This is a genomic window from Streptomyces sp. NPDC052114, assembly GCF_040680155.1.
GTDB lineage: Bacteria > Actinomycetota > Actinomycetes > Streptomycetales > Streptomycetaceae > Streptomyces.
The window spans coordinates 415,653-440,575 of the sequence record NZ_JBFAWC010000004.1; the positions used below are offsets into that span (position 1 = coordinate 415,653).

Here is a 24,923-nt window from a genome sequence, read left to right on the forward strand (position 1 = left end):
GGCGCGGCCCGGGGGCTGGTCAGCGGAGCGGCAGGGGCAGACCGAGCCGGAGGTGCAGGTCGCGCGCGGCCCGCAGGCACGCCTCGGCGCGCCCGGCGTGGCCCGCCTCGGCCAGGGTGCGGCTGAGTTCGAGCAGGACGGTGGCCTGCATCGGCTCGTTGCCGATCCGCCGCGCTCCGGCCAGGCTGCGCTCCAGGTGCGCGGCGGCCTGACCGGTCCGGCCCCGGGCCCGCTCGGTCTCGCCGAGCCCCTGTTCCAGGAGCAGTTCCAGGTACACGGAGCCGACGGCACGGCAGCCGGCCAGGGCCTCGGTGTAGCTGGCCACGGCGTCCGCGGGGTGGCCGAGCTGCGCCAGGGTGCGGGCGTGGCTGCCCTGGAGGTAGACGCGGACGAGGGTCCAGCCGAGCGGCCTGGCCCGGTCCAGCGCTCCGTTGAGGCAGTCCAGGGCCTCCTCCGCACGACCCAGGCCGCGCAGCGCCTGGGCGGTGTTGCTCAGCGTCTCCAGCTCGCCCCACAGGTTGCCGCGCCGCGCGTGCACGGCGACGCCCTCCCGGAACAGGGCGAGCCGCACCTCGTGCCCCCTGCCGACCAGCAGACCGGCGATGTTGAGGAGTTGGCCGAGCAGCACCTCGTCGCCCGTGGTGCGGCTCAGCTCCAGGGCGCGGCTCGCGTGCTCCCTGCCCTCCTCCTCGCGGCCGACCTGCCAGAGCCCGCCGCCCAGCATGTAGCGGGCGCGTATCTCGGCGGACGTGTCACCCCGTACGGCGGCCGCGTCCGCGAGCGCGGCGGCGGGACCGTTGAGCCGGGGCCACAGGAAGTCCGACTCGGCGAACGGGTCGAGGGCGAGCAGCAGGTCGGCGGCGGGCCCGATCGGCACGCCAGGGCGGTCGGCGGCCTCCCGCAACAGCGCGAGCAGGGTGTCGAGTTCGTGGCGCACCCAGTCCTGCCCGGCCGTGGCGTCCTCGAAGGGGAGGCCGACGGCGCGGGTGGGGGCGAGGTCGTCGGGGGTGGTGGAGCCGGGCCGGGCGAGGCGGTGGGCGCCGCGGACCACGGCCAGGCAGTGGTCGACGAGCCGCGCGACGGCGGCGTCCCCTTCGCCGGCCCGGTCCCCCTCGACGGCGACGCCTCCTCCGCGCCCCCGGTCCTCCTCGCCGGAGGCCGCCTCCGCACGGCCGCGGTGCCGCTCGCCGGAGGCCGCCGCCCCGTACCCCTCCGTCCCTCCCGTCTCTCCCGTCTCCTCCGTCTGCGCCCGCGCGAACAGCCGCAGCAGGTCGTGGTAGCGGTAGCCGCCGTCGGCCCGCGCCTCCAACAGGCCCTCGTCGACGAGGCGTTCGAGCAGCGTCTCGGCCTCCTGCTCGGTGCTGTCGAGCACGGCGGCGGCCATCGGCGCCGCGAACACCGGGCCCTCGATCAGCGCGGCCAGCCGGAAGGCGCGGGCCAGGGGCGGCGCCAACTGGTCGTAGCCGAGCCGGAACGTCGCCTCGACCGCCATGCTGCCGACCCTGAGCTCGACCAGCCTGCGCCGTTCGTCGGCGAGCCGGCCCACGAGCCCGGCGATCCGCCAGGAGGGCCGCTGCCCGAGCCGGGCGCCCACGATCCGCACGGCGAGCGGCAGCCGGGCGCAGGCGGCGACCAGCGCGGCGGCGGCCTCCGGCTCCGCCTCGACCCGGTCGGCGCCGACGATCCCGGCGAGCAGCTCAAGGGCCTCGTCCTCGGTGAACACGTCCAGTTCGAAGGCGTGCGCGGAGGGCAGGGGCAGCCGGGCCCTGCTGGTCACCAGGGCCGCGCTGCCCGGCGTGCCGGGCAGCAGGGGCGCGACCTGACCCGCGCTCGCGGCGTTGTCGAGGACGACGAGGACGCGGCGCCCGGCGAGCACGGACCGGTAGAGCGCGGCACGTTCGTCGAGCCCGTCGGGGACGACGCCGATGCCGAGCGCCCGCAGGAACCGGGCGAGCAGGTCGGCGGGGTCCACGGGCACGGCCGACGCGCCGCCGAGGTCGGCGTAGAGCTGCCCGTCCGGGTAGCGGTCGCGGGCCCGGTGTCCGGCGTACAGGGCGAGCACGGTCTTGCCGACCCCGCCGAGGCCGGCCATCGCGGAGACGACGACCTGCGGGCGGTCGGTGGCGAGGGCGGCGAGGAGGCGTTCGACGTCCTCGGTACGGCCGGTGAAGTCGGCGGGCGGGGCGGGAAGTTGGGCGGGGGTCGGCACGTGGTAGTCCGCCGCGGCGGCCTCGTCGGCACCCGCGGAGCCCGTCGGCACCGGCACGAAGCCGACCGGCGCGGCCCCCTCCGTCCCGCCGAGCGAGGGATCGGCGCGCAGGACGCGCCGGTGCATGTCCCGCAGCTCGGGCCCCGGCTCCACGCCGAGTTCCTCGCCGAGCACACGGCGTACGTCGGCGTACGCGGCGAGCGCCTCGCCCTGGCGTCCGCCGCGGTAGAGCGCGAGCATCAGCTGGGCCCGCAGGCCCTCGCGCAGCGGGTGCTCGGCGACCAGGAGGGTCAGTTCGGGGATGCTCTCGGCGGGCGCGCCGAGCTCCAGGTCGAGGCGGACGCGGGCCTCCAGGGCGGCGAGCCGCCGTTCGGCGAGCGCGGCGCGCAGGGTGTCCGCGTACGGTCCGGGGACACCGGCGAGCGGCTCGCCCCGCCACAGGTCGAGCGCGGCACCGAACAGGCGGCGCGCCGCGTGCGGGTCGCCGTCGCGGACCGCGCGCTCGGCCGCCGTGACATGCCCGTGGAAGAGGTCCAGGTCGCAGGCGCCCTCGGCGATCCGCAGGCGGTAGCCGCCGGGCGTGGAGAGCAGGACCTTCGCGGGCGTGCGGGCCGGGCGTGCGGGTTCGAGCACGCGGCGCAGCCGGGCGATCTGCGTCCGCAGGGTGGAGAGCGCGCGCTCGGGTGCCGGGTCGCCCCAGACGCCGTCGACGAGTTCGGCGGCGGTGACGGACCTGCCGCCCCGGGAGAGGAGCATCACCAGGATCGCCCGCTGCTGGGGCGCGAGGCCGACCGTCCCCCCGCCGGGCTCGCGCACTTTGACGGGACCCAGCAACGCGTAATGAAGCTCGTCCCCCTGCATGGCCCCCACGCTCTCCTGCGAGGTACTGGTCGCGCACATCTTAAGGACCCTCCCTACGGGCCTCGGCCGACGTCTCACGCGGGAGGAACCCGGGAGGGACGAAGTGGTGCCCGGCGCGCCGGACGGCGCGGCCCGGCGCAGGGACCGGGCCCCCGCCCGCGCCCCGGACCCACCCCCGCCGACCTGCCGTCCCGCCGCGCGGTCCGCTCCCGTACGGCCCGGCTCCGCCCCGTACGCGGCACGGACGGGACGGACGGATCGGGGCACGGGAGTCGAAGCGCACGCCGCCGCCGCGCGCCATGACCGTGCGCCGCGCTCATGCGCCGCCCGGCGGGCGACGCCCCGCACGACCCGCGACCCCCCTCACGGCCTGCCCGCCGCCGGGTCGCACCGCAGGACATCTCTCACCACGTCCAGCTCGCGGCGGAAGCGGTCGACCAGACGCTCGCGCTCCGGCGCACCCGCGCGCACGCCGTCCACGGGGCCGACGGCGGCGGGCGGCGCGAGGATCTGCGTCCGGTACCGGGGCGCGGAGCACGGGGCGCACGCCTCGCCGGCCCCGGCGGATGGGTCCGCCGACACGGTGACGGAGTCGCGGGCGAGGGCACGCGGTTCGTCGCGGGCCTCGCCGAGCACGGCGGGGCAGGAGGTGTACGGCTCCCGCCGCGTGGCGTGCCGCTCCCGCGCACGCTCCCGCCGGTCGCGCCGCCGCCCGACGAGCGGCGCCGTACCGGTGGCGATCACGGCTGCGCCGACGGCGGCCGGCGGGGTCATCCGGTTCACGGCACCTCCGGGGAAGGGGCGGGGCGGTCGAGGGCGGGGGGCCATGCGGGGCGGGGTGGGGTGGGTTCCCGGCGGGCCGGGTGGGTTCGTGCGAGGCGGGACCGAGGGTGGGCAGGACAGGGTTGATTCATGCGAACTGAAGCGGATTCATGCTGGTTGAGGCGGAATCATGCGCGGTGACGTGGATGCGTACGGGGCAGGGCAGGTTCATCCGGGCCAAGCGGGTTCATGCGAGGGCAGGACAGGTTCGGTCAAGGCAGGTCCGATTCGGTCAGAGCACGTACACACGGGCCGCTCGCGTCCACTCGGGACGCACGGACCCACGAGGCAGCCGCAGCGCCTCCCCCGAAGTCACGACACCCATGACCGCCCCCACGGTTCCCGTCACGCCGGTCACACCCCCGCCAGAACACGGGTCACACCGATCACAACGCTCCGGCCGGACCGGCCACAGCACCACCGCCGCATCAGCCGCAGCCCTACCGCCGCACCGCCGCACCGCCGCACCGCCGCACCGGCCACACTCCCACCGTCGCACCGGTCACAGCCCTCACGCCGCACGAGCCACGCGCCCCACCGCACCCTTCACCACCTCTCAGCACAACAGTCATGTACCTCTCACGACGCCCCTCTCACCCCTCCCACCACACCGATCGAAGCCACCGTCACACCGACCACACCCCCGCCACCAGCGCCGCACCCTCCCCTCCCCCTCCAGCCCTCCGCTCATCTGAGCCCGCTCCATCACAATCAGGTCTCGCTCACCACGAAGATCCCGTCCACCTCTTGCCACACGCCCGTGTAATCGTTTCCAATCCTCGTGTAATCGATTCCACGAGGAGGTGGACCGACGATGGCCCCGTCTTCGGTGAGCATCAAGGACGTCGCGGCCGAGGCCGGCGTGTCCGTCGCCACCGTGTCGCGCGTGCTCAACAGCCACCCCTCCGTCAGCCCGGCGTCCCGCGCCCGCGTGCTCGCCGCCGTCGAGTCGCTCGGTTACCGGCCCAACGCCGTCGCCCGCTCCCTGCGCACCGACCAGACCCGGACCCTCGGCCTGGTCATCAGCGACGTGCTCAACCCGTACTTCACGGAGCTCGCCCGCTCCGTCGAGGAGGCGGCCCGCGCGCTCGGCTACAGCGTGATCATCGGCAACGCCGACGAGCGGCCCGAGCTCCAGGACCACCACGTACGGACCCTCCTGGACCGGCGCATCGACGGGCTCCTGGTCTCCCCCACCGACGGCGGCTCCCCGCTGATGCTGGACGCCGCGCGCGCCGGCACCCCGATGGTCTTCGTCGACCGGTGGATCCCGGGCCTCGACGTGCCCGTCGTCCGCTCCGACGGACGGCAGGCCGTCCGTGACCTCGTCGCCCACCTGCACGGCCTCGGGCACCGCAGGCTCGCCATCATCGCGGGCCCGGCCGCCACCACCACCGGCAGCGAGCGCGTCGAGGCCTTCCGTGAGGCGCTGCGCGAGCACGGCACCGCCCTGCCCGACGCGTACATCGGCCAGGGCGACTTCCAGGCCGCCAGCGGACGCCGCGCCACCGAGCGCTTCCTCGCCCTGCCCGAGCCGCCCGAGGTCGTCTTCGCCGCCGACAACCTGATGGCGCTCGGCGCCCTCGACGCGATCCGCGCCCGCGGCCTGCGCGTGCCGCAGGACATCGGCCTCGCGGCCTTCGACGACATCCCGTGGTTCGTGCACACCGACCCGCCGGTCACCGCGATCGCGCAGCCGACCGGTGAGCTGGGCCGCGCCGCCGTGCACGCGCTGGTCGACCGCATCGAGGGCCGCAGTCCCCGGTCCGTGACCCTGCCCGCCCGGCTCGTCGTACGGCGTTCCTGCGGCGAGCCCACCCCCGTTGAGGAAAGGAGCAACTCGTGAGCAGCCAGGAGGAGTTGCTGCGCATCGAAGGCATCCGCAAGACGTTCCCCGGCGTCGTCGCGCTGGACTCCGTCGACTTCGATCTGCGGCGCGGGGAGGTGCACGTCCTGCTCGGCGAGAACGGCGCGGGCAAGAGCACCCTGATCAAGATACTCTCCGGCGCCTACCGGCCCGACAGCGGGCGCGTCGTCGTGGACGGCGAGGAGGTCCGCATCCACGGCGCGCAGGACGCCGAGCGGCTCGGGATCGCCACGATCTACCAGGAGTTCAACCTCGTCCCGGACCTGACCGTCGCCGAGAACATCTTCCTGGGGCGCCAGCCGCGCCGCTTCGGGATGATCGACCGCAAGGCGATGGAGGCCGACGCCGAGGTGCTGCTGCGGCGCGTCGGCGTCCAGGTGTCGCCGCGCGCCAAGGTGCGCGAACTGGGCATCGCCCGGCTCCAGATGGTCGAGATCGCCAAGGCGCTGAGCCTGGACGCGCGCGTGCTCATCATGGACGAGCCGACCGCCGTCCTCACCTCGGAGGAGGTCGACAAGCTCTTCGGGATCGTGCGCACGCTGCGCGAGGACGGCGTCGGCATCGTCTTCATCACCCACCACCTGGAGGAGATCGCGGCCCTCGGCGACCGCGTCACCGTCCTGCGCGACGGCCGCAGCGTCGACCAGGTGCCCGCGTCGACGGACGAGGACGAGCTCGTACGCCTCATGGTGGGGCGCAGCATCGAGCAGCAGTATCCGCGCGAACGCCCCGACACCGGGGCGCCGTTGCTGCGCGTCGACGGCCTCACCCGCGACGGCGTCTTCCACGACGTGAGCTTCGAGGTGCGGGCCGGCGAGGTCGTCGGGCTCGCGGGGCTGGTCGGCGCGGGCCGCACCGAGGTGGCGCGCGCCGTCTTCGGCGCCGACCCCTACGACACGGGCACCGTCGACGTACACGGCGAGCGGCTGCCCCGGCACGACGTGAACGCGGCGATGGGCGCGGGCATCGGCCTGGTCCCCGAGGACCGCAAGGGCCAGGGCCTGGTCCTCGACGCCTCCGTGCAGGAGAACCTCGGCCTGGTCACGCTGCGTTCGGCCACCCGCGCCGGGCTCGTGGACCTCAAGGGCCAGCAGCGGGCGGCCGCGCGGATCGCCGAGCAGCTGGGGGTGCGGATGGCCGGGCTCGGCCAGCACGTGCGCACCCTCTCCGGCGGCAACCAGCAGAAGGTCGTCATCGGCAAGTGGCTGCTGGCCGACATCAAGGTCCTCATCCTCGACGAGCCGACGCGCGGCATCGACGTCGGCGCGAAGGTCGAGATCTACCAGCTCATCAACGAACTGACGGCCGCCGGGCACGCGGTCCTGATGATCTCCAGCGATCTGCCCGAGGTGCTCGGCATGAGCGACCGGGTCCTCGTCATGGCGCAGGGCCGGATCGCCGGTGAACTCGCCGCCGAAGAGGCCACCCAGGACGCGGTGATGGCGCTCGCCGTCACCACCGCGGCAGTACGGAACGAAGAAGAAGCGGAGGGCTCCCGTGGCCACTGAAACCGTGAAGCGCGACGCGGGTGGCGCACCGACGCTCCGCCGCGTCCTGCTCGACAACGGCGCGCTGAGCGCCCTGATAGTCCTGGTCGTGGCGATGTCGCTGCTCTCCGGCGACTTCCTCACCACGCAGAACCTGCTCAACGTCGGCGTGCAGGCCGCCGTGACCGCGATCCTGGCGTTCGGCGTCACGTTCGTGATCGTGTCGGCGGGCATCGACCTGTCGGTCGGCTCGGTGGCCGCGCTTTCGGCCACCGTCCTCGCCTGGACGGCGACGTCGGAGGGGCTGCCGGTCTGGCTCGCGGTCGTGCTTGCCGTCGCCACCGGCATGGCGTGCGGGTTCGTCAACGGCCTGCTCGTCTCGTACGGGAAGCTGCCGCCGTTCATCGCGACGCTCGCGATGCTGTCCGTGGCGCGCGGCCTGTCCCTGGTGATCTCGCAGGGCAGCCCGATCGCGTTCCCCGACTCGGTCTCGCACCTCGGTGACACGGTCGGCGGCTGGCTGCCGGTCCCGGTGATCGTGATGATCGCGATGGGTCTGGTGACGGCGGTCGTCCTCGGGCGTACGTTCATCGGCCGCTCCATGTACGCCATCGGCGGCAACGAGGAGGCGGCCCGCCTGTCCGGCCTGCGGGTCAAGCGGCAGAAGCTCGTCATCTACGCGCTCTCCGGGCTCTTCGCGGCCGTCGCGGGCATCGTCCTCGCCTCACGTCTCGTCTCCGCGCAGCCGCAGGCCGCGCAGGGCTACGAGCTCGACGCGATCGCCGCGGTCGTCATCGGCGGCGCGAGCCTCGCGGGCGGCGTCGGCAAGGCGTCCGGCACGCTCGTCGGCGCGCTGATCCTCGCGGTGCTGCGCAACGGCCTCAACCTGCTGTCCGTGTCGGCGTTCTGGCAGCAGGTCGTGATCGGCGTGGTCATCGCGCTCGCGGTCCTCCTCGACACGCTGCGCCGCCGGGCCGGGGCGAGCCCGGGGGCGTCCTCCGGCGCGTCCGGGGGCGTGCGCGGCAAGGGGCCGCAGGCGGTGAAGTACGCGGTCGCCGCCGTGGTCGTGGCGGCCGTGGTCGGCGCGGTGTCCTTCTTCAACCAGGGCTCGTCCGGCACGACCACCAAGGTCGGCATGTCGCTGTCGACCCTCAACAACCCCTTCTTCGTCCAGATGAAGGAGGGCGCGCAGGCCGAGGCCGAGAAGGCGGGCATCGACCTGACGGTCACCGACGCGCAGAACGACGCGTCGCAGCAGAGCAACCAGCTGCAGAACTTCACCGGCGAGGGCGTGAAGTCGATCATCGTGAACCCGGTGGACTCCGACGCGGCGGGACCCGCGGTGCGCGGCGCCAACAAGTCGGACATCCCGGTGATCGCCGCGGACCGCGGCGTGAACAAGGCGGAGACCGCCACGCTCGTGGCCTCCGACAACGTCGCGGGCGGGAAGCTGGCGGCGAAGACGCTCGCCGAGAAGCTGGGCGGCAAGGGCAAGGTCGTCGTCCTCCAGGGCACGCCCGGCACCTCCGCGAGCCGCGAGCGCGGCCAGGGCTTCGCCGAGGGCATCAAGGCGTACCCCGGCATCGACGTGGTCGCCAAGCAGCCCGCGGACTTCGACCGCACCAAGGGCCTGGACGTCATGACGAACCTCCTCCAGTCCCACAAGGGCGTGAACGGCGTCTTCGCCGAGAACGACGAGATGGCGCTCGGCGCGGTCAAGGCGCTCGGCGACAAGGCGGGCACGTCCGTCCCCGTGGTCGGCTTCGACGGGACCCCGGACGGCCTCAAGGCGGTCGAGGCGGGCACGCTGTACGCGTCGGTGGCGCAGCAGCCGAAGGAGCTCGGCAGGATCGCGGTGGAGAACGCGGTCCGGGCGGCACAGGGCAAGAAGGTCGAGAAGATGGTGAAGGTGCCGGTGAAGGTCGTGACGTCGAAGAACGTCGACGACTTCTCGTGACCGACGCCCCGGTCCCCTCGACCGGCGCCCCGGTGGCCGGGCCCGGCCCGGCCACCGCCGCCTCCCCCGAGGCCGCCGCCACCTCCGTACCGTACGAAAGCAGGAATCACCCCATGAACGAGTTCGACCTGCTGGTCGTGGGCTCCGCCAACGCCGATCTGGTGGTCGGCGTGGAGCGGCGCCCGGCCGCCGGGGAGACGGTCCTCGGCTCCGACCTGGCCGTCCACCCGGGCGGCAAGGGCGGCAACCAGGCGGTCGCCGCCGCCCGCCTGGGCGCCCGCACCGCGCTGCTCGCCCGGGTGGGCGACGACGCGCACGGCGTGCTGCTGCTCGACGCGCAGCGCGCGGCCGGCGTGGACACCGTCGGCGTCCTGGTGGGCGGCGCGCCGACCGGCGTCGCGCTGATCACCGTCGACCCGTCGGGCGACAACAGCATCGTGGTGTCGCCGGGCGCCAACGCCCGCCTCACGCCCGGGGACATCCGCGCGGCGGGCAGTCTGCTCGCCGCCGCGCGGGTGGTCTCCACGCAGCTGGAGATCCCCCTCGACACGGTCGCGGAGCTGGTGCGCGGGCTGCGGCCGGAGAGCCGCCTGGTCCTGAACCCCTCGCCGCCGGCCCCGCTGCCGGGCGAAGTCCTCGCCGCCTGCGACCCGTTGGTGGTCAACGAGCACGAGGCCCGTGTCATCCTCGGCGCGGACGCGGGCGACGCCCCCGAGGACTGGGCGCGCGGGCTGCTCGCGCTCGGCCCGCGCTCGGTGGTGATCACGCTGGGCGCCGAGGGCGCCCTCACCGCGGACGGCGCGGCCGACGCCTTCGTACGGGTGCCGAGTCCGCGCGTCGACGCGGTGGACACGACGGGCGCGGGCGACGCCTTCACCGCGGCGCTCGCCTGGCGTCTCGGGCTCGGCGAGGACCTGGCGACGGCGGCGGCGTACGCGGTACGCGTGGGTGCGGCGGCGGTGACCCGCAAGGGCGCGCAGGACTCGTACCCGACGGCGGCGGAGCTGGCCGGTCCCGAGGTCCCTTCGCCGTGAAGAAGTCGGGCATCCTGAACCGTCATCTCGCGGGCGCGCTGGCCGAGTTGGGCCACGGCGACACCGTGCTGGTCTGCGACGCGGGGATGCCGATCCCGGCGGGGCCGCGCGTGGTGGACCTGGCGTTCCGCGCCGGGGTCCCCTCCTTCGCCGAGGTCCTCGACGGGCTCCTCGCGGAGCTGGTCGTGGAGGGCGGCACCGCGGCGCACGAGGTGCGGGAGGCGAATCCGGGGGCGGCGCGGCTGCTGCGGGACTCGCTCCCCGCGCTCGACCTGGTCCCGCACGAGGAGCTCAAGGGGCTCTCGGCGACGGCCCGTCTGGTGGTCAGGACCGGCGAGGCCACTCCGTACGCGAACGTGCTGCTGCGGTGCGGGGTCTTCTTCTGACCCGGCACTCCCTCTAGGCAGGGTCCGATATGCGGACATCGCTCCCCGCTTTCTGACCGGATTCCGCCCTTGACCGGGGGCCGCCCCGCCCTCACCATCAGGCAACGCACAGCTCCAAAGGCGTCCTGCGACACACCCGCGTCGCAGGGCGTCTCGTACGTTCCGTCCCCATTCTTGTTCGGAATACGGAGCCCCACATGACTGTCTTCAGACGGGCGGCCGTCGGTGCCGCCGCTCTGGCCATCGGCGGCCTGCTCGCCACCGCCGCTCCCACCGCCGCGGCGCCCGCCCCGACGCTCGCGGCCCCCGACATCCCGCTCGCCAACGTCAAGGCGCACCTCTCGCAGCTTCAGTCCATCGCCTCGGCCAACGGCGGCAACCGCGCCCACGGCAGGCCCGGCTACAAGGCCTCCATCGACTACGTGAAGGGCAAGCTGGACGCCGCCGGATTCACCACCAGCGTCCAGCAGTTCACCTCGGGCGGCGGCACCGGCTACAACCTCGTCGCGGACTGGCCCGGCGGCGACCCCAACAAGGTCCTGATGGCGGGCGCCCACCTCGACAGCGTCTCCGCGGGCCCCGGCATCAACGACAACGGCTCGGGCTCGGCCGGCGTCCTGGAGACCGCGCTCGCCGTCTCGCGCGCCCAGCTCAAGCCCACCAAGCACCTGCGGTTCGCCTGGTGGGGCGCCGAGGAGCTGGGCATGGTCGGCTCGCGCTACTACGTCAACAACCTGCCCACCGCCGAGCGTTCGAAGGTCAGCGGCTATCTGAACTTCGACATGATCGGCTCACCGAACGCGGGCTACTTCGTCTACGACGACGACCCCACGATCGAAAAGACGTTCAAGGACTACTACGCCGGTCTCAACATCTCGACCGAGATCGAGACCGAGGGCGACGGCCGCTCCGACCACGCCCCGTTCAAGAACGTCGGCATCCCGGTCGGCGGTCTTTTCTCCGGCGCCGAGCGCGCCAAGTCCAGCGCACAGGCGCAGAAGTGGGGCGGCACCGCGGGCCAGGCCTTCGACCGCTGCTACCACTCGTCCTGCGACACCACGTCGAACGTCAACGACACCGCGCTGGACCGCAACAGCGACGCCATCGCCTACGCGGTGTGGGCGCTCGGCACCGAGGCCACCGTGCCGCCCGGCGACGCGTACGAGAACACCACGGACGTCACCGTCCCGGACAACGGCGCCGCGGTGACCTCGACGGTGAACGTGACCGGGCGCACCGGCAACGCACCGGCCGCCCTGAAGGTGGACGTCGACATCCGGCACACCTGGCGCGGCGACCTCGTCGTCGACCTGCTCGCCCCCGACGGCACGGCGTACCGCCTGAAGGACTCCAACGGCAACGACTCCGCGGACAACGTCATCGCGACGTACACCGTCGACGCGTCCGCCAAGGCGGCCAACGGCGCCTGGAAGCTGCGCGTCCAGGACGTGGCCGCGCAGGACACCGGCTACATCAACAGCTGGAAACTGACGTTCTGACATCTGACGTCTGGCTTCTGGCGTCTGGCGTCCTGGAGTTCGACCGTCCGCCGGCGTGGACGAGGACGCGCCCGGTCCTCGTCCCGTCCACCCCGCACCGGCTTGTGACGCGGGCCACCCGTGCCCGATCATGAGCACAAGTCACCGTGGCACTCGGTTTTTTGACGTTCGGTCAGCCGAGTGCCACCGGGGCGGACCGCCGAGGAGGAAGCCGCTGACATGCCGGGCAAGACGTACGACCTCCACGCCCTGACATGGGAGGTCAAGAACGCCGCGGACCAGGGCATGACCGGCGCCCAGGACCTGAACCGGCTCACCGAACTCGTCCTCGACCGGCTCGGCTGCGCCACGGGCGCCGAGGCCTACGCCATGCTGTACGCCGACTGGCGCGCGCTGCCCGCCGGGACGCTCATCTCCGGCATGCGCGCGGGCCAGGTGCTCACCATCCTGCCGATGCTGCGGTACGACGCACAGCTCCCCGGCCACCAGCTCGACGAACTGCGTGACGCGGCCCGTGAGCACGGCCCGTCGGACGCCCAGTGGCAGGCCATGATCACCACGGTCGGCAGCTCGTCCGGGATGCAGTACCCGACCGGCGAGAACCCCAGCGCGATGGAGGCGGACCTCGCACGCCTGGAGCAGGCCCGCGCCCTGCTGCCGCCGGGCAGCCCGCAGCGCGACGCGGTCGATCTCCAGCACGCCGCTCTTCGGGCGCACCTCGCCCAACTCGGCGGCGGTGACGACGACTTCGACTCGGCCGTCGACGACATCGCCCGGCTGCGCGACTCGCCGATCTTCGACGAAGGGCTGCGGCTCGCCGTGGACGGGCAGCTCGCCTCCTTCCGGGCGCAGCAGGCCGTGCGGCGCGAGGACGCGGACGCGCTGGCCGAGCAGATCCGCCTCCAGGAGGCGGTCCTGGCCCGGCTGCCGGCCGACCACATGGACCGCCTCGGCATGCAGTCCGCCCTCGACATCGACCGGAGCAACCTGGCGATCCTGCGCGCACGCCGCGAAGGGGGCCTGCTGCCGCCCGTGACCCCGTCGGGCCAGCCGCCCGTGGACGAGGTGCGGCGGCAGATCGCGGGGCTGCCGCGCAACGCGCGCGCCGACCGGCTCGTCGAGACCGGCACCAGCCGCCTGGCCCGCGCCCTCTTCGCCGACGCGCCCCATGAAGTCGCGGACGCCATGGGCCTGTTGGACGAGGCGCTCGGCCTCATCGAACCCGACGACGACCGCTGGGTGCGTGCCGCCGCCACGCTCGGCAACGCGCACCTCCTCCAGGGACAGCGCGCGCGGGCCTCGCGCGCGGAGCGCGCCCACGACCGCGACCAGGGCATCTCCTGGCTCACCCACGCGCTGCGGCTGACCGAGGGCCCCGAGCACCCGCTGCGGGTCACCACGGGCATGTCGCTGGCGAGCGCCTATCGCGTACGCGGCGACGCGCACAGGCCCCACTCCCGCGCCCGGGCGCTCAATCACGCCGAGGCCCGGCGCGTGGGCCTGGACGCGGTGCGGGCCGCGTCGTGGAGCGCCCTCCTCCAGTCCGGTACCGCGCACGCCGCGCAGAGCGCGCGCCGCGCCGGGGAACGGGCGCTCGACGTGGCCCGCTGGTGCCTGGCCGACGGCGCGCTCGACGACGCCGTACGCGCCCTGGACTCCGGGCGCGGCCTGGTGCTGCACGCGGCCACCGTGTCGGCCACGGTGCCCGAGATGCTGGACTCCGTCGGCGCGGCCGCCCTCGCGGACGAGTGGCGGGCGGCGGGGGCCGTGGGGCCCGAACTGGACCAGGAGGCGGCGCTCACCGGCCGGGCCGCGGCCTCGGGCCCGTCCAGCCGGCTGCGGCGGCGCGCCCTGGAGGCGCTCGGCACGTCGCCGGTGCGGCGCCGGATCCTCGACGTCCCCTCGCCCGGCGACATCGGCGACGCGCTGCGGACCATGGGCGCCACCGCGCTGGTCTATCTGGTGCCGGCGGGCGACGGCGTCCCCGGCACGGCGCTGGCCGTCGCCGCCGACGGCACCGTGAGCGCGCTCCAGCTGCCCGGACTCACCCTTGAGGCGGCGCAGTTGACGCGGTATCACGCGCAGGTCGGGGCCGTGCGCGACGCGGGCGGACCGCCCACCGCCGCCCCGCCGCCCCCGGCCGCGCCCACTCCCCCGCCGGACGGCGGCCGGGCGCTGGAGCGGCTCTGCGACTGGGCGGGCAGCACGGTGATGGGCCCGCTCCTGGACCACCTGCCGCGCGGCTACGGCACGGCGCCCACCGTGGCGCTCGTGCCCATGGGCGAGCTGGGCGTGGTGCCCTGGCACGCGGCCCGGCTGCCCGGACGGCGGGGCACGCGGCCGTACGCCTGCCAGCGGGCGCAGATCTCCGCCGTGCCGTCGGCCCGGATGCTGTGCGAGGTGGCCGCGCGGCCCGGCGCGGGGACCGGCGCGCGCGACGCCCTCGTCGTCGGCGACCCGACCCAGGACCTGCGCCACGCGGGCGAGGAGGCGGCGGCCGTCCACCGCGCGTTCCACCCGGGCGGCGACCTGCTCGGCCCCGGCACGGCGACGCCCGCCGCGGTGCGGTCGTGGCTGCGGCGCCAGCGCGGCGGCGTGCTGCACCTCGCCTGCCACGGCGTGGTGCGGCACGGCGAACGGCACAGCGCCCATCTCGTGCTGTCCGGCGGCGACTTGACGGCCGAGGAGCTGACGGAGGGGACGCCCGGGTACCGGGGGCTGGAGCTGGTGCTCCTCGCGGCGTGCCGCACCCATGTGTCCGGCCGCGGCTACGACGAGGCGTACAGCCTGGCCACGGCGTTCCTCGTGGCGGGCGCGCGCTCGGTGATCGGTTCGATGTGGCCGGTGCCGGACGAGGCGACGTCACTCCTGATGTACATGACGCACCACTACCTGCACGCGGACGCCCTCCCTCCGGGCCAGGCCCTGCGCCGTGCCCAGCTCTGGATGCTGAACGACTCCCGCCAACCCCCACCGGAAATGCCCCCGCACCTCCTGTCCCAGGTCCCCCACATCCGCTCCACAGACCTGACAGGCTGGGCAGGCTTCACCCACCTGGGCTGGTAGCCCCCCAGCCCCCCGCTGTGGGCAGGCGTTCCGCAGGGCGAGTGGGGTCTCCCCTGCTCGAGCGAAGCCGAGAGCTTGGGGAAGGGTGGGCACAGCCCACGGTGCCGGGTGGCGGGAAGTGTGGCTCCAGCGCCGGCGCAGCCGGTCCCGCAGGGCGGTGCGGGGCAAACGGGTGGGTGGGTGGGAAAGACCCGGCGCGGAGCGCCGGGAAGCGGACGGTGCCGGGCAGCGATGACCGTGGCCCAAGCCCCGGCGCAGCCGACCCGTGCCGGGCAGCGATCAAGGAGACACCCGCCCCGGCGCAGGCGGGCACACCCCCGGCGCCGGGCAGCTCTAAAAGAAGGCACCCGCCCCGGGGCCCCGCACAAGAAGCCTCACCGAACCTCCGTGCGGATCGTCACCGAAGCCGTCCCCCACCGCCCCGCACCGCGCCCCGCGGCGACCATGTCCCGGCTCCCGCCCCGCGGGGCCGCCCCGAGACGGACCACCCCACCCCGTGGGGGACCCCCCGCCGCCCGCGCCGCCGACCACGCGGGCAGCACGAACGGCGCCGTATTCAACGGCCCCTCCGTGGCGACGACCTTCAACACGTCCCGCACCACCGCCCCCCGCACCACCGCCCGCCCCGAAGGCAACCGCAGCCACACCGCCTCCCCCCGCCGTGCGAGCCCCACCCTCCCGGGCCCCACGAAGTCCCCCTCGTACAGCGCGGGCGACACCTCGTAACTGTCCGTCAGATCAAGCAGCACGCACCACAGTTCACGATCCCAGTCGTTGTGGATCCGCACCCGCACCTGCGGCTCCCTCCCGTCGGAGGCGTACGCGCAGACCAGCTCCCCCGTAGCGGAGTCCACCCGCACGTCCCCCACCAGCCCCTCGACCGTGATCCGCAGCCGCGCCGACACCGCCGGATCGGGGCTGCCGAAGTCCCGCAGCTGATGCCAACGCGTCAGGTGCGCCAGGCAGTCGGCCACCCGCACCGCGTCCTCGCCGGACCGCAGCGGCATCGGTTCCAGCGGATGTCCCGCCCCGCCCGACACCCGGGCGAACCCGTCGTCGCCCACCGCCACCCGCAGCGGCAGTCCGGCCCCGCCCCGGGCCAGCAGCGGCTGCCCGTCGACGGCGGCGGAGACCGCGCGGACCGCGTCGGGCGGCCCGGAGACCGTCACCGAGGCCGGCGGGAACGCCGAGGCGGACGGCGTCACACCGTGCACCACGTCCCGCTCGAAGGGCCCGGGCCGCCAGCCCACCGGCTCCACCAGCGCGGACTCGGCCCGCACCGCACGCACCGCGACCACCCGGGGCGGACCGCCCGGAGCCCCGGCCCCCGCGTCCAGCAGCGTGAACTCGGCCCCGGCGGCCCGCAGCCCGTGCGCGGAACCGCAGTTGACCTCCCACCCGGACTCCGTGTGCCGGAGCAGGAAGGGCGCGGCGGGCAGCGGGGCGTCGTACAGGAAGCGGCGGCTCCCGGGCCCGCGCAGCTCGGGGTGCTGGTCGCGGTGCGCGCCCCGCACGCGCTCCTCGACGAGCGCGTGCAGCGCCCCGTACGTGGCCATGGCGTCCAGGCGCCGCAGCGACCCCAGCAGCGCGTGGCTGAAGCAGCCCCGCACGGCGCCGTCGACGGACGTCTCGTAGGCGTTCTCCCGGGGCCGGCACGCGGCGAGCAGCACATGCCGCGGCGCCTCGGCCCCGAGCCCGCCGCCGTCCCGCGCCCCGCGCTCGCGCCGTGCCCCGCCGCCCCACACCCGGCCGCGTCCCCACGGACCGCCGCCGCCCACGCCCGCGGCCCCCTCCGTACGCCACCACGGCTGCCACGTCACGCCCCGCGTCCGCGCCCCGGGCGCGGCCTCCTCGCGGGTCGCCCCGCCCGCGTGGCAGCAGTCGAGGACGGCGACCACATGGGCGCCACCGCGCGCGATCCGGTCGAGCAGCGCGCCGAGTTCGGTGTCGCGCAGGAGCGGCTGGCCGCCCTCACGGAGGCTGTCGTGGCACACCAGGGACTCGCTGCGGCCGGTCGCCGCGCGCGGGTCGTCGGTGTCCCGCGCGCTGCCGTGCCCGCTGAACCACAGCAGCGCGGTGTCACCGGGACCACTGCGCCCCAGGTGTGTCCCGACGGCCTCGACGACCCGCGCGCGGGTGGCCCGTGCGTCGTGCAGGCTCAGGACGCGGGGCGCGAGTCCGGGCTGGGCGCGCAGCCAGCTCTCCGCCTCCGTCACGTCGTTGACACAGCCCTGGAGCGGCTTGCCGGGATAGTCGTCGATGCCCACGAAGAGCGCGTTCACGGTCCGCATGCGGTGATCCTGCCAGCCGGTCCTGGGCGTCGTCAGGTCGCTTCGTGGGCGGTTGCCGGGCAGTTGCGGTCATCGCCATGTGCCCTCGCCCGCAAGGGAGTTCAATGTCCGTCTGCGATCACCGCCGGTCGCCGGGGGCCGACGGCGGCAGCCACGTACAGGAGGGCAGCACGCGTGACTTCCGGGGGACACGGACCCTACCGTCCACCATGGCCGCCGAACGGCGGGCCGCACCCGTACCGCCCTCCGCGCGCCCCCCTGTGGCGCCGCCTGCGCGACGGCGACTGGCCGCCCACCAGGGAGCTGCTGCGGCAGGCGGGCCCACGGCGCGGCTGCCTCGCGGCGCCCCTGCTGTGCTGTGCCTGGCCGCTGTTCTTCCTCGTGCTCACCTATCCGCTGGCGCGCTCGGCCAGGATCCGGGCGCACGCGATGTTCCCGCCGGACGGCCACCAGCGGCTCCAGGACCCCCAGGTGCTGCGCGTCCAGCAGGTCCGGGCCTGGATCGCGCTGGCCGCCTCGCTGCTGATCCTCCTCGCGTACGGCACCTCGGAGGACTGGAGCGAGATGCAGGAGCAGTTCGTGTTCCGCCTGGTGCTCACGCCGTGGCTGCTGCTCCTGACCGCGCCGCTGGTGCTGGTGCTCCTGTTCCGGCTGGCGTCCGCGCCCCGGCGCGCGGCCATGCGGGCGGGACTGCGGACCACGGTGCGCGCGGTGCTCTGCTACTTCGGCGCCTTCACGGCCGTTCCGCTGCTGGCCCTCGCGGCGACCTACTTCGGCCGTGACACGAACGCGGGCGTGCTCACACCGCTGGTCATGCCCACGCTGCTGCTCCCGGCGCTGTGGATGCTGTTCTTCGTCGCGTTCTCGTCCGCGACGGTCGTGCGGACCGCGTTCAGCACCACGCGGGTGCACGCGGCCCTGCCCGCGCTGCTCGCCGGTCTGCTGGTCTGGGAGCTGGCGGGCATCAACCTCGCGGTCTCGGGACCGCCGCCGGGACCGCCCCTGATCCAGCTCGGCGCCCTGGTGGCCGGGCCGCTCTCGGTGTCGGCGGTGGCCTGGTGGGAGATCGACCGGCTGCGCACCCGGCACGGAGTGGGGCTGCGCGGCTGAGCCCCGGTGCCGGACCCATGTCCGGCACCGGGGCCCGGCCCCTCACCGCCGTTCGGCGGCTCAGCCCTCGTCGGGCGCCAGCCGCAGCGAGATCGAGTTGATGCAGTAGCGCTGGTCCGTCGGGGTGGGGTAGCCCTCACCCTCGAACACGTGCCCGAGGTGCGAGCCGCAGCGCGCACACCGCACCTCGGTCCGCACCATGCCGTGCGAGGTGTCCTGGAGCAGCTCGACCGCGTCGGTGTCCTTCGGGTCGTAGAAGCTGGGCCAGCCGCAGTGCGACTCGAACTTCTCGCCGGAGGTGAAGAGCTCGGCGCCGCACGCCCGGCAGGAGTAGACGCCCTTGGTCTTGGTGTCGGTGTACTCACCGACGAACGCGGGCTCGGTGCCGGCCTGGCGCAGCACCGCGTACTCGGCCGGGGTCAGCTCCGCGCGCCATTCCTCGTCCGGCTTCTCGACGTCGTACGACATGACTCTGAACCCCTTACGTCCGCGGCTTCTGGTGACCGCTACGGCTGGTGGTGACCGCTACTTCGACAGCTCGGCCAGGATCTGCGGGCCGAGGTCGGTGACGTCGCCCGCTCCCATGGTGAGAACGAGATCGCCGGGCTTCGCCATTCCCGCGACCGCCTTCACGGCCTCGGCCTTGTCGTGCGCGGCCGCCACCTCGGCGCCCGCCGCGCGGGCCGCGTCGATGATCAGCTCGCTGGTGATGCCGGGGATCGGGTCCTCGCGGGCCGGGTAGATGTCGAGGACCACGGAGGAGTCGGCGAGGGCGAGGGCCTGGCCCATCTCGGTGCCCAGCTCCTGGGTGCGCGAGAAGAGGTGGGGCTGGAAGAGGACGAGGATGCGGGAGTCGCCCGCGGCGGAGCGCATCGCCTCCAGGTCGGCGGTCATCTCGGTGGGGTGGTGGGCGTAGGAGTCGATGACCTGCACGCCCGCGGCCTCGCCCTTGAGCTGGAGGCGGCGCTTGACGCCGGTGTACGACTTCAGGGCGCCGGCCAGGTTCCGGGACGGGATGCCGAGCGCGATGCCCGCCGCGAGGGCCGCGACCGCGTTGTTCGCGTAGTGACGGCCGGGCACCGACACGGTGAAGGTGAGGAACTTGCCGTCGAGCAGGACGGTGACCTCGCTGGTCAGGCCGCGCGCGGTGATCTTGTGGATGCGCAGGTCGGCGCCCTCGGACTCGCCGTAGGTGACGACCTTCAGCTCGCCCAGGTCCCGCACGCGCCGGGTGAGCTCGACGGCGCCCGCCTGGTCGGCGGAGACGACCAGCGTGCCGCCGGGGACGACCTTGCCCACGAAGGTCTCGAAGGACTCGTAGATCTCGTCCATCGACGCGTAGTTGGCGTGGTGGTCGAGCTCCACGTTCAGGACGATGGCGACCTCGGGCGTGTACTTGTGGAAGCTGCGGTCGCTCTCGTCCGCCTCGGCCACGAAGATGTCGCCCGCGCCGTGCAGCGCGTTCGTACCGGGCGCGTCCAGGTCGCCGCCGATCGCGTACGACGGGTCAAGGCCGAGGGTGGAGAGGGTGACCGCGAGCATCGAGGTCGTCGTGGTCTTGCCGTGCGTACCGGCGACCGCGATCGGGCGCAGGCCGTCCATCAGCGAGGCCAGGGCGTCCGAGCGGTGCACGACGGGGATGCCGAGCTCGGTGGCGCGGGCCAGCTCGGGGTTGTCGGCGCGGATCGCGGAGGAGACGACGACGCTGGAGGCGTCCTCGGCGAGGTGGGCGGCGTCGTGGCCGATGTGGACCGTGGCGCCGAGCGCGCGCAGGGCCTCGGCGGTGGCCGAGTCACGGGCGTCGCTGCCCGCGACCTTGGCGCCGCGCTGGGCCAGGATCTTCGCGATGCCCGACATTCCGGCGCCGCCGATGCCGATGAAGTGCGGTCGGTCCATGGCGGTAGGAAGGCCGGGTGCCATGCGTGTGTCTCCCCTGGTGGTGCGAGTACGTCGGTCGGGCCACGCGCCGTACGACGCGTGGGCGGCCCCCAGCCTATTGCCTGGCGCCCCGGGCGGGCGCGGCTCCCCGCCCCGCCCGGTCCGGCTGAGTGCCTACTCCTCCGCCGCGCTGTGGGAGAACAGCTTCAGGACGGGGACGCCGACCTTGTGCCGCGCCCGTGAGGCCCAGTCCCGGTGGAAGAACTCCTCCACGTAGTGCGGGTCGGTCAGGACGATCACCTCGTCGGCGTCCGCGTCATCGACCAGATCCTTGAGCGCGTCCAGCGGGTGGTCCTCGATGAGCCGTCCCTGGGCCGCGCAGCCCGCCGCGTGCAGCGCCGTGAGGGAGACCTGAAGCGCCTGCTCGCCGGGGCCCGTCGCGTCCTGGCCCTCGGGGGTCTCGCCCTCGCGCGCCGCCTGGTCGAGCTCGCCGAGGGCGACGTCGTCGATGGCCCGCAGCAGTCGGTCCGCCTGGTCGCCCCTGGGCTGGAGCAGCACGTGGAAGGTGACGGGCTCGTCCCCGTGCAAGGTGGTGACGAACTCCACGTCGGCGGACGTCAGGGCCTTCTCGATCATCAATACGCTTGTGAACACGCCAGGCGCCCTTCTCCTCCGTGGGCCGTCCTGAGGCCCTTGCGGAAACCATCCTGCCCCGTGCTCGCACGGGGTCTGCGAGATCTAGTGTGCCCAGCCGAAGCCAAACGGAACGGCTGATTCCGCCGATTGTCAGGTACGACGGTATCGGGTGAAGAGGAACCCGTCCTCTTCCAGTACGGATGCCAGTGCGAATTTTTCCGGCACCGCGAGCGCGGGCCCGACCGCGATCCGCTGGGCGTCGCCGGCGGTGAGCATCGGCGACACCGTCAGACAGAGCTCGTCCAGCGCCCCCGCCGCCACGAACTGGCCGAGCAGCCGGGGCCCGCCCTCCGTGAGCAGCCGGGTCAGCCCCCGCTCGGCCAGCGCGGGCGCCACCCGCTCCGGCTCCACGACCGCCCCCTCGCCCGCGACGACCACGACGGCGCCCGCCTGCGCAGCGGCGTCCATCCGTTCGGCGGGCGCCGCGGCGCCCGTGACCACGAGCGTCGGCGTCAGCGGCCCGGTAAAAAGCGGAAGAGAGAAGTCCAGGTCAAGGCTCGCGCTGACGACCGCGACGGCGGGCGCCGGCGTCTGCCCGGCCGCGGCCCTGCGCGCCGCGAAGGCCTCACGCGCGCGGGCCGGCCGGTAGCCCTCCTTGCGGACCGTCTCGGCACCGACGACCACCACGTCGGCCAGGCCCCGCAGGGTGCCGAAGACCCGCATGTCGGTGTCGCTGGAGATGGGCTGGGAGCGGCCGTCGTGCTGGGCCGCGCCGTCCAGCGCGGACACCATGTTGGCGCGCAGCCAGGTCGCCGCCCCCAAGGGATAGGCGTAGGCGTCGGCCAGCTCGTCCAGCCCCCACTCCCGTTCGACCGTCTCATCCGTCCGGTTGTGCCTCCGGTCATCAGTCCGGTCCTCCGTCCGGGTGTCCGTCCGGTCGGTTGTCTGGTCCGTCACAGGGAACAGGCGTCGCATGTCCGCAGTCTTGCACGACCTCTAAACTGGGGAACTGTGTCGTCCTGCACCACTGCCCCCGGGCAGAGCCCCATAGCCGATGTCGGTCCGCTGTCGCTGTGCGCCCGCGAACCGCAAGTCCCCGCCGACCGTCTCGTCGCCGAGATGGTGCCGCCACCGCGCTTCGACTCGGTGCGCTTCGACACGTACATCCCGGACCCCGGCCGGCCCAGCCAGACCGAGGCGGTCCGCGCCCTCAGCGGCTTCGCGGCGGGCCTCGGCGGGGCGCACGCCAGCGGCTCGGGCAAGAAGCGCTGGTTCCAGAAGAAGGCCGCCGCCCCCACGGGCCCCCGCGGCATCTACCTCGACGGCGGGTACGGCGTCGGCAAGACCCACCTCCTCGCCTCCCTCTGGCACGCGACGCCCGCGGCGCCCGAGCAGAAGGCGTTCGGCACCTTCGTCGAGCTGACGAACCTGGTCGGCGCGCTCGGCTTCCAGCAGACCGTGCGCACGCTCAGCGGCCACCGGCTGCTGTGCATCGACGAGTTCGAGCTGGACGACCCGGGCGACACGGTCCTGGTCTCCTCGCTCCTGGCCAAGCTCGTCGAGCAGGGCGTGGCGCTCGCCGCGACCTCCAACACGCTGCCCGGCAAGCTCGGCGAGGGCCGGTTCGCGGCCACCGACTTCCTGCGCGAGATCCAGGGCCTGTCCGCCCACTTCAAGGCGCTGCGCATCGACGGCCAGGACTACCGCCACCGCGGCCTGCCGGAGGCCCCCGCCCCGTTCTCGGAGGAGCAGGTCACCAAGGCGGCGTACGCGACCGAGGGCGCCTCGCTCGACGACTTCCCGCACCTGCTCGCCCACCTGGCCAGGGTCCACCCCAGCCGGTACGGCGCACTGACGGACGGGCTCGGCGCCGTCTGCCTGACCGATGTGACGCCGGTGCCCGACCAGTCGACCGCGCTGCGTCTTGTGGTGCTCGCCGACCGGTTGTACGACCGAGAGGTACCGGTACTCGCCTCCGGTGTGCCCTTCGACCGTCTGTTCAGCGAGGACATGCTCAAGGGCGGGTACCGCAAGAAGTACTTCCGGGCCATCTCCCGGCTCACGGCGCTCGCGCGGGACGCCAAGGGGCTCGTCGACGGGTAACCCCCGGTCAGCCCCCGGTACGGCACGGGACGCGCGCGGCGGCGGCCGAAAGGACGCGGTCAAAAGGACGCGTAAAACGGAAGCTACGCGCGTGGTTCCCGTGCACCAAGGCGCGTGGTACACACATCCGGTCACATTCCTGTCCGCCAACAGGAGGTTGCCCATCATGTCTGCCACACGACGTCAGGTTCTCGCCCGCACCGGTGCGCTGGGCGCGGGAATCGCCTTCACCGGCGCTCTTTCGGAACTCTTCGCGGGCACAGCGGCCGCACACGGCAAGGCCGGTTACGGCCCTCTCGTCCCCGACCCCGAGGGGCTGCTCGACCTGCCCAAGGGGTTCCGCTACAAGGTCCTCTCCCGCGAGGGCGACGCCCTGCGCTCCGGCGAGGGCAAGGTCCCCAGCAACCACGACGGCATGGCCGCCTTCCGCGGGAGACACGGCGGCGTCCACCTCGTGCGCAACCACGAGAACCGCGTCACCGGCAAGATCGGTGTGCCGACCGTCGAGGGGCTGACCTACGACCCGATGGCCAAGGGCGGCTGTACGGCGCTCGCGCTCGACCGGCGGAACAACGTCCTGAGCGAGCGCGTCGCGATCGCCGGTACCGCCGTCAACTGCGCGGGCGGGCCCACCCCTTGGGGCACCTGGCTCACCTGCGAGGAGACCGAGGACAAGGCCGGTACGAACGGCTACACCAAGGACCACGGCTTCATCTTCGAGGTCGACCCGGTGGACCCGCACCGCACCGGCGCCGTGCCGCTGACCGCGATGGGCCGCTTCCAGCACGAGGCCATCGCCGTCGATCCCAAGCGCGGCATCGTCTACGAGACCGAGGACGCCTTCCAGAAGCCGTTCGGCCTCTTCTACCGCTTCCTGCCCAAGAAGCCCGAGGGCGGCCGGGGTTCCCTGCGCGCGGGCGGGAAGCTCCAGGCGATGCGGGTGCCCGGCGTGCCGGACCTCTCCGCCATCCAGGAGACCGGCGCGTGCTTCGAGGGCATCGAGTGGGTCGACGTACCGGACCCGCTGGCGGCCCAGACCCCCATCCGCTTCCAGGACTTCGGCACCAAGGGCATCACGCACGCGCAGAAGCTGGAGGGCTGCTACTGGGGCGGCTCGTCCGTCTACTTCGTCTCCTCCTTCGCGCACAGCGCGGAGGGCTCGGCGGCCGACCACTTCGGCCAGATCTGGCGGTACGACCCGTCCGCGCGCCGGCTCACCCTCGTGATCGTCTTCGGCCCGAGCACCGACATCCAGCTGCCCGGCGAGTCCCCCGACAACATCTGCCTCGCACCCAGCGGCGGCCTGATGGTGTGCGAGGACGGCGACGGCGCGCAGCACGTGTACGGGCTGACCCGGGGCGGCGAGGTCTACGCGATGGCGCGCGGCCGGCAGAACATCGGCACGCCGGAGAAGCCCGAGTGGGGCGAGTTCGCGGGCGTCACGTTCTCGCCGGACCACGACACGATGTACGTGAACTGCTACACGCCCGGCACGACGTTCGCGGTGACGGGGCCCTGGCACAAGTAGCGGCCCACCGGCCCTCGTCGCACGATCGAGGGATACGACCGGAAGGGGTGCGCGGTGGCGAAGTCCAAGAAGGACGGCAGGGGCACGAAAAAGCGGGTCGGGGACCCAGCCGGGAAGACCGGCGGGAAGACCGGCGGAAAGACCACCGGCAGGACCGAGACATCCCGGAAGTCCGGGAAGTCCGGGAAA

At 73.9% G+C, this 24,923-nt stretch carries 17 protein-coding genes; 10 read left to right on the top strand and 7 right to left on the bottom strand.

Annotated features, from left to right (window positions below; all coding sequences use genetic code 11):
• Positions 1 to 19: 19 nt before the first annotated feature.
• On the bottom strand, positions 20 to 3,109 hold the full coding sequence (locus AB0L89_RS11680) for a BTAD domain-containing putative transcriptional regulator (RefSeq protein WP_365138187.1): 3,090 nt from the start codon (positions 3,107 to 3,109) through the stop codon (positions 20 to 22).
• 324 nt (positions 3,110 to 3,433) lie between these two features.
• Positions 3,434 to 3,844, bottom strand: a complete 411-nt coding sequence (locus tag AB0L89_RS11685; RefSeq protein ID WP_365138190.1) for a hypothetical protein — start codon at positions 3,842 to 3,844, stop codon at positions 3,434 to 3,436.
• A gap of 862 nt (positions 3,845 to 4,706) precedes the next feature.
• Between AB0L89_RS11685 and AB0L89_RS11690 the strand changes: the two genes are divergently transcribed.
• From AB0L89_RS11690 to AB0L89_RS11720, 7 genes are all read left to right on the top strand, one after another.
• Positions 4,707 to 5,738, top strand: a complete 1,032-nt coding sequence (locus AB0L89_RS11690; RefSeq protein ID WP_365138193.1) for a LacI family DNA-binding transcriptional regulator — start codon at positions 4,707 to 4,709, stop codon at positions 5,736 to 5,738.
• A complete protein-coding gene (locus AB0L89_RS11695; RefSeq protein ID WP_365138196.1) occupies positions 5,735 to 7,267 on the top strand; it encodes a sugar ABC transporter ATP-binding protein in 1,533 nt (510 codons plus the stop codon). Before AB0L89_RS11690 ends, AB0L89_RS11695 begins: the two co-directional genes overlap by 4 nt.
• Entirely contained in the window at positions 7,257 to 9,203 is a 1,947-nt protein-coding gene (locus AB0L89_RS11700) for a substrate-binding domain-containing protein (protein ID WP_365138199.1), read from the top strand. Before AB0L89_RS11695 ends, AB0L89_RS11700 begins: the two co-directional genes overlap by 11 nt.
• A 113-nt stretch (positions 9,204 to 9,316) precedes the next feature.
• Complete coding sequence (locus AB0L89_RS11705) at positions 9,317 to 10,237, top strand: ribokinase (RefSeq protein WP_365138202.1); 921 nt, start codon at positions 9,317 to 9,319, stop codon at positions 10,235 to 10,237.
• The gene (gene rbsD, locus AB0L89_RS11710; RefSeq protein ID WP_365138205.1) at positions 10,234 to 10,623 is read left to right on the top strand and encodes a D-ribose pyranase; all 390 of its coding nucleotides are present in this window, start codon (positions 10,234 to 10,236) and stop codon (positions 10,621 to 10,623) included. Before AB0L89_RS11705 ends, rbsD begins: the two co-directional genes overlap by 4 nt.
• Positions 10,624 to 10,820: 197 nt before the next feature.
• The gene (locus AB0L89_RS11715; protein WP_365138208.1) at positions 10,821 to 12,122 is read left to right on the top strand and encodes a M28 family metallopeptidase; all 1,302 of its coding nucleotides are present in this window, start codon (positions 10,821 to 10,823) and stop codon (positions 12,120 to 12,122) included.
• Between the two features lie 219 nt (positions 12,123 to 12,341).
• Positions 12,342 to 15,188, top strand: coding sequence for a CHAT domain-containing protein (locus AB0L89_RS11720; protein WP_365138211.1), 2,847 nt, complete (start codon positions 12,342 to 12,344; stop codon positions 15,186 to 15,188).
• Between the two features lie 374 nt (positions 15,189 to 15,562).
• Here the strand turns inward: AB0L89_RS11720 and AB0L89_RS11725 are convergent, their stop codons facing one another.
• On the bottom strand, positions 15,563 to 17,479 hold the full coding sequence (locus AB0L89_RS11725) for a caspase family protein (RefSeq protein WP_365138214.1): 1,917 nt from the start codon (positions 17,477 to 17,479) through the stop codon (positions 15,563 to 15,565).
• Positions 17,480 to 17,653: 174 nt separating this feature from the next.
• Here AB0L89_RS11725 and AB0L89_RS11730 point away from each other — a divergent pair, with 174 nt between their 5' ends.
• Positions 17,654 to 18,589, top strand: a complete 936-nt coding sequence (locus tag AB0L89_RS11730) for a hypothetical protein (RefSeq protein WP_365138217.1) — start codon at positions 17,654 to 17,656, stop codon at positions 18,587 to 18,589.
• A 60-nt stretch (positions 18,590 to 18,649) separates the two neighbouring features.
• Here the strand turns inward: AB0L89_RS11730 and msrB are convergent, their stop codons facing one another.
• The 4 genes from msrB to AB0L89_RS11750 all read right to left on the bottom strand — a co-directional run bounded on the left by msrB (position 18,650) and on the right by AB0L89_RS11750 (position 22,078).
• Positions 18,650 to 19,057: a peptide-methionine (R)-S-oxide reductase MsrB gene (gene msrB / locus AB0L89_RS11735; RefSeq protein WP_365138220.1), complete on the bottom strand. Its 408-nt coding sequence runs from the start codon at positions 19,055 to 19,057 to the stop codon at positions 18,650 to 18,652.
• A gap of 57 nt (positions 19,058 to 19,114) precedes the next feature.
• The gene (gene murC / locus AB0L89_RS11740) at positions 19,115 to 20,509 is read right to left on the bottom strand and encodes a UDP-N-acetylmuramate--L-alanine ligase (protein ID WP_365138223.1); all 1,395 of its coding nucleotides are present in this window, start codon (positions 20,507 to 20,509) and stop codon (positions 19,115 to 19,117) included.
• A 132-nt stretch (positions 20,510 to 20,641) separates the two neighbouring features.
• Positions 20,642 to 21,121, bottom strand: a complete 480-nt coding sequence (locus tag AB0L89_RS11745) for an indole-3-glycerol phosphate synthase (protein ID WP_365138226.1) — start codon at positions 21,119 to 21,121, stop codon at positions 20,642 to 20,644.
• Between the two features lie 132 nt (positions 21,122 to 21,253).
• Entirely contained in the window at positions 21,254 to 22,078 is an 825-nt protein-coding gene (locus tag AB0L89_RS11750) for a pyrimidine reductase family protein (RefSeq protein WP_365138229.1), read from the bottom strand.
• 36 nt (positions 22,079 to 22,114) lie between these two features.
• On the opposite strand from AB0L89_RS11750, the gene zapE reads away from it, so the two are divergent.
• Positions 22,115 to 23,206 carry a cell division protein ZapE gene (zapE, locus tag AB0L89_RS11755; RefSeq protein WP_365138232.1) on the top strand — a complete coding sequence of 364 codons (1,092 nt, stop codon included), beginning with the start codon at positions 22,115 to 22,117 and terminating at the stop codon, positions 23,204 to 23,206.
• A gap of 166 nt (positions 23,207 to 23,372) precedes the next feature.
• Positions 23,373 to 24,734, top strand: a complete 1,362-nt coding sequence (locus AB0L89_RS11760; protein WP_365138235.1) for a PhoX family protein — start codon at positions 23,373 to 23,375, stop codon at positions 24,732 to 24,734.
• Positions 24,735 to 24,923: the final 189 nt, after the last annotated feature.